3 protein-coding genes are annotated in these 6,129 nt (G+C 25.3%); all 3 read left to right on the forward strand.

The features are described 5' to 3' along the window. Window positions 1-289 precede the first annotated feature (289 nt). Complete coding sequence (locus tag Q1J78_RS02290) at window positions 290-3,109, forward strand: type I restriction endonuclease subunit R (protein ID WP_300279580.1); 2,820 nt, start codon at window positions 290-292, stop codon at window positions 3,107-3,109. An 89-nt stretch (window positions 3,110-3,198) separates the two neighbouring features. Continuing rightward, window positions 3,199-4,743, forward strand: coding sequence for a type I restriction-modification system subunit M (locus tag Q1J78_RS02295; RefSeq protein ID WP_300279583.1), 1,545 nt, complete (start codon window positions 3,199-3,201; stop codon window positions 4,741-4,743). A gap of 15 nt (window positions 4,744-4,758) precedes the next feature. Continuing rightward, window positions 4,759-6,000 (forward strand): restriction endonuclease subunit S, encoded by a 1,242-nt coding sequence (locus Q1J78_RS02300; RefSeq protein ID WP_300279586.1) that lies wholly within the window; start codon window positions 4,759-4,761, stop codon window positions 5,998-6,000. Window positions 6,001-6,129: the final 129 nt, after the last annotated feature.

The raw sequence follows: 6,129 nt of genomic DNA on the forward strand, positions 1-6,129 counted from the left end.
CTGTTATATTTAAATATGTTGTAAAACAAAAGATAAGTAAAAAATATAAAAAAATAATGTTATAATATAAATATAATCAAAGTATAAAAATTTGATAATTGGGAATATATTATAATTATTAAAATTATACATAAAGACAAAATATAATTAAAGACAAAATATAATTATAAATAGATACAAAAATAAACAGATACAAAAATAGATAAATACAAAAAATATTATGAAATAAAGTAAATAAAATTAGATTTTTAAATACAATTAAAATAGAGAGGGAAAAATAGGTGGATATATGGGATATCAAAGTGAAGCTCAATTAGAGGAAAATCTAATAAAACAACTTGAAGCACAAAATTTTGATAGAGTTGAAATACCTAATGAAGAAGAATTAGAAAATAATTTTAGAAAAGAGCTATTTGAATATAATAAAGAAAAATTAAACAATGAACCATTTACAGATAAAGAATTTGAAAGAATAATGGTACATATAAAAGGAAAGAGTATTTTTCAAAGTGCTATGATTCTTAGAGATAAATTTATACTTGAAAGAGAAGATGGTAGCGAAGTATATATAGAATTTTTAGATACTAAAAATTGGGATAAAAATAGATTTCAAGTTACAAACCAAACAACAGTAAATGGAAAATATAAAAATAGATATGATGTAACAATACTAATAAATGGATTACCTCTTGTACAAATAGAATTGAAAAGAAGAGGTATTGATTTAAAAGAAGCGTTTAATCAAATAAATAGATACAGAAAACACTCATACCATGGATTGTATAGATACATACAGATATTTGTAATAAGCAATGGAGTAGATACAAAATACTTTGCAAATAGTGATAAAGAAATATTATATAGCTATACATTTTTCTGGAGTGATAAAGAAAATAACAGAATAAGTAATTTAAAAGAATTTACAGAAACATTTTTAGACACGACCTTTTTAGCAAAAGTCATATCTAGATATATGGTAACAAATGAAACAGATAAATTACTTATGGTTATGCGACCATATCAAATATATGCAGTAGAAGAACTTCTAAAAAGAGCTTTAGAAACAAATAACAATGGATATATATGGCATACAACAGGTTCAGGAAAGACACTAACATCTTTCAAAGCAAGTCAAATACTCTCAAAAGAAAAAGATATAAAGAAAGTATTTTTCTTGGTGGATAGAAAAGACTTAGATTCTCAAACAATATCGGAATTTAATAAATTTGAACCAGATAGTGTAGATACTACAGATAAAACGGATAAACTTATAGATCAGATAAATGATATCAACAAACCTCTAATAGTTACTACAATACAAAAAATGGCAAATGCTATAAAAAAATCAAAAATATCCAATAAAAAAGACTCTGAAAATATATCAAAATCATCATTTGAAAAAAGTATCAAATATGCAGATGTAATAGACCAATATAAAAATGAAAAAGTAATATTTATAATAGATGAATGTCATAGGTCACAATTTGGTAAAATGCACAAAGAAATAAACAAACATTTTACAAATGCACAATATTTTGGATTCACAGGAACTCCAAGATTTTACGAAAATAGAAGTAAAGAAGATAGAGTAACAGCAGATTTATTTGAAAAATGCTTACATACATATTTAATAAAAGACGCCATAAAAGATGGAAATGTACTTGGATTTTCAGTTGAATATATAAAAACTTTTGATGGTGGATTTGATGAAAATGATGATGAAAAAGTAAAATCAATAGATAAAGAAGAAGTATTTATGGCTGATGAAAGAATAAAATTAGTTTCAGAAAATATAATAAAAATACATAATTCAAAAACTAGAAATAAAAAATATACAGCAATACTTACTGTTCAAAGTATAGAAATGCTCATAAAATACTACAAAGCATTTAAAAATATAAATCACGATTTAAAAATAGCAGGAATATATACATTTGGTGCTAATGAAGATAGTGAAGGGAAAGATGAACATTCTAGAGATTCTTTAGAAAAAATTATAAATGATTATAATACAATCTTTGATACAAACTATTCAACAGATACATTCTCAAGTTACTTTGCAGATGTATCAAAAAAAGTAAAAAGTGGGAAAATAGACATACTAATAGTTGTAAATATGTTCTTAACAGGATTTGATAGTAAAAAATTAAATACACTTTATGTTGATAAAAACTTAAAATATCATGATTTACTACAAGCATATTCAAGAACTAATAGAGTTGAAGAAAGTACAAAACCATATGGAAATATAGTTTGTTATAGAAATTTAAAGAAAAGAACAGATGAAGCTATAAAATTGTTCTCTCAAACCGATAGTACAGATACTGTTCTTATGGGAGACTATGAAGAATACATAAGACAATGGTATAAAAAATTAAAAAATTTAAAAGAAATAGCATCTACACCAAACAATGTTGATAAACTTGAAACAGAAGAAGATAAAAAGAAATTTATAATAGCTTTTAGAGAACTTACAAGAGTTTTAACAAAACTAAATACCTTTATTGAATTTGAATTTGATGAAGAAAAACTAGGATTGAGTGAACAAAGCTATCAAGATTATAGAAGTAAATACTATAGAATATATGAAGAATCAAAAAAAGAAAATGAAAAAACTTCTATATTATCAGATATAGATTTTGGAATAGAACTTATGAGCAGCGATAAAATAAATGTAGGCTACATTATGAATTTAATAAGGGATATCGACTTAACCGATAAAAACAAAAGAAATAATGATATAAAAAATATAATAACTGAACTTAATAGAGCTGATAATGAAGATTTAAGACTAAAGATTGATTTAATAAAAGAATTTTTAAATAAAGTTGTTCCAAAACTTGAGTCAGATGCAGATATAGACTATGAATACGAAAAATTTGAAAATGAAAAAAGAGAAGAAGATATATATAACTTCTCTGAAAAAATAGGATTAAACAAATACAAAGTATGTGAATATATTTCTGAATATGAATATTCTGGAATGATAGATAAAACAAAAATACGTTCAGATATAAAAAATGATTTAAAACTTAAATTATTAAAAGCAAAAGAAGCAACAAAACAGGTTCAAAATTTCATATATGAGCATATAAGAAAATTTGCTTAATAATATTATTTTTAAAATAACAGAAAAATTATATAATAAACTAATAAAATTAATATATAAATTAATAAAAAATTAAAGGAAGTAAAAAAATGTCAACAAATGAAAAACAACAAGAACAACAAAGAGAACTACAAACTAAACTTTGGGCAATAGCTAATGATTTAAGAGGAAATATGGAGGCTGGAGAATTTAAAAACTATATTCTTGGTCTAATATTTTACAGATATCTTAGCGAAAAAGTAGAAAACAAAGCAAATGATTTATTATCAGAAGATGGTATAAATTATATTGAGGCTTGGAACGATGAAGAAATGAAAGAAGCATTAAAAGAGGAATTACTTGAAGATATAGGATATTTTGTAGAACCTAAATATCTATTTTCAACATTACTTCAAGCAATAGAAGAAGGAAAATTTGATATAGAAATGCTTCAAAGTGCAGTAAACAATATAACAGAATCGACATTAGGAACAGATAGTCAAGACGATTTTGACCATTTATTTGATGATATGGACTTAACATCTACAAAACTAGGAAAAGATGTAAAAAGTCGCTCAAAACTAATAGCAAAAGTAATGGGAAATATATCAAATATAGACTTTTCACACGATGATTCAGAAATAGACGTACTTGGAGATGCATATGAATATCTAATATCACAATTTGCAGCAAATGCAGGTAAAAAAGCAGGAGAATTTTATACTCCACAACAAGTAAGTAAAATACTTGCAAAAATTGTAACTGCAAATAAAAAAGATTTAAAAAATGTATACGATCCAACTTGTGGTTCAGGTTCACTACTTCTTCGTGTATCAAAAGAAGCAAATGTTAGAAAATTCTATGGACAAGAACTTACATCTACAACATACAACCTAGCGAGAATGAATATGCTACTTCATGATGTAAGTTATGATAGATTCGATATAAAAAATAATGATACACTAGAGCATCCAGAACATATAGATGAAAAATTTGAAGCCATTGTTGCAAATCCACCATACTCATCAAAGTGGAGTGCAGATAATAAATTCTTAGATGATGAAAGATTTAGCGAATATGGAAAACTTGCTCCAAAATCAAAAGCAGATTTTGCTTTTGTACAACATATGATATACCAATTAGAAGATAATGGAACAATGGCAGTAGTATTACCTCATGGTGTACTATTTAGAGGTGCAGCAGAGGGAATTATAAGAAAATATATAATAGAAAAAAGAAACCTATTAGATACTGTTATAGGACTTCCTGTAAATATATTCTATGGAACAAGTATTCCAACAGTAATACTAGTGTTTAAAAAGAATAGAGATAATAAAGATAATGTACTATTTATAGATGCATCAAATGAATTTGAAAAAGGAAAGAACCAAAATAATTTAACAGATGAAAATGTAGATAAAATAGTTGATACATATATGAAAAGAGAAACTATTGATAAATACTCTTATGTGGCAAGCATAGATGAGATAAAAGAAAATGATTATAACTTAAACATTCCAAGATATGTAGATACTTTTGAAGAAGAAGAGCCAATAGATTTACAAGCGGTTAGTGAAAGAATATCTAATATTGATAAAGAGATTGCTAGTATTGATGAACAGTTAGCAGTTTATTTAAGAGAGTTAGGACTTTAAGGGGAGGTGGATATAATGAGTAATACACCGAAACTTAGATTTAAAGAATTTAGTGGAGATTGGGAAAAAACTACGTTAAAACATGTTACAGATAGCTTTGAGTATGGTATGAACTCAGCATCAGCAGAATTTGATGGAGAAAATAAATATATAAGAATAACAGATATAGATGAAACTACGAGTAAGTATATAAATACAAATGTAGTTTCACCATTAGGAGAATTAGAAGATAAATATTTAGTAAAAGAAAATGATATATTATTTGCAAGAACTGGAGCAAGCACAGGAAAAACTTATTTATATGATAAAAAAGATGGAAAATTGTATTTTGCAGGATTCTTAATAAGAGCAAATGTAAATAATGATAATAATGCTAAATTTATATTCTTACAAACTAAAACTAAGGTATATGATAAATGGGTTAAGGTAATGTCTATGCGTTCTGGACAACCAGGTATAAACTCTCAAGAATATGCTAGTTATTCATTTAATACTCCTTCAAAAGAAGAACAAGAAAAAATAGCCTCTTTCTTTTCTTTAATTGATGATAAGATTTCTCTGCAAGGTGAAAAGGTTGAGGCTCTTAAAGATTATAAAAAGGGTATAATGCAAAAGATTTTTAGCAAGGAATTAAGATTTAAAGATGATAATGGAAAAGACTATCCTGAGTGGGAAGAAAAGAAACTTGGAGATTTTACAAAATTAATGCAAAGTGGGTTGTCAAGAAAACTAAGTAACAAGGATATTGGTATTCCAGTAATAAGATCAAATAATCTTATAGATGGAAAAATAGATGTTTCGGATATAAAATACTGGCATAGTATAGATGATCAAGGTGTAAAATTAGAAAATTATTTTTTAAGAGAGAATGATTTATTAGTGAATTTTATAAACAGTTTAGCTCAGATTGGAAAGTGCTCTATATATACTGATGAGCTAAAAAGAAATACTATATTTACAACAAATATAATGAGATTAAACTTTGAACATGATATAGATGTAAATTATATATTCAATTATTTCCAATTAAAAAAATATAATGATTACATTCGATCAATAACAAAACCTGCTGTTAATCAAGCAAGTTTTACAACTGCTGACTTTAAGAGATTTAAGGTTGATTTACCTAATATAGAAGAACAAATAAAAATAGGTAAGTTATTAAAGATGCTAGATTCTAAGATAGAAAAAGAACAAGAGAAGTTAGACTCTTTAAACGAATACAAAAAAGGACTACTACAACAGATGTTTGTTTAACAAAAAAGGACTGTGTTATACAGTCCTTTTAAATTTTAAAATCAATTTTCTCTTTAAATCTTGCATATATACTAAAAAATTTCTATAATTAATAATGATAACTAAAATATTAGTAGGAGAATTTATTAT

The organism is Peptacetobacter sp. (genome assembly GCF_029264495.1).
Classification (GTDB): domain Bacteria; phylum Bacillota; class Clostridia; order Peptostreptococcales; family Peptostreptococcaceae; genus Peptacetobacter.

What these genes read in the sequence shown, in the direction of transcription:
- Q1J78_RS02290 (WP_300279580.1), top strand. Translation starts at nt 290, where the DNA reads ATGGGATATCAAAGTGAAGCTCAATTAGAGGAAAATCTAATAAAACAA.
- Q1J78_RS02295 (WP_300279583.1), top strand. Translation starts at nt 3,199, where the DNA reads ATGTCAACAAATGAAAAACAACAAGAACAACAAAGAGAACTACAAACT.
- Q1J78_RS02300 (WP_300279586.1), top strand. Translation starts at nt 4,759, where the DNA reads ATGAGTAATACACCGAAACTTAGATTTAAAGAATTTAGTGGAGATTGG.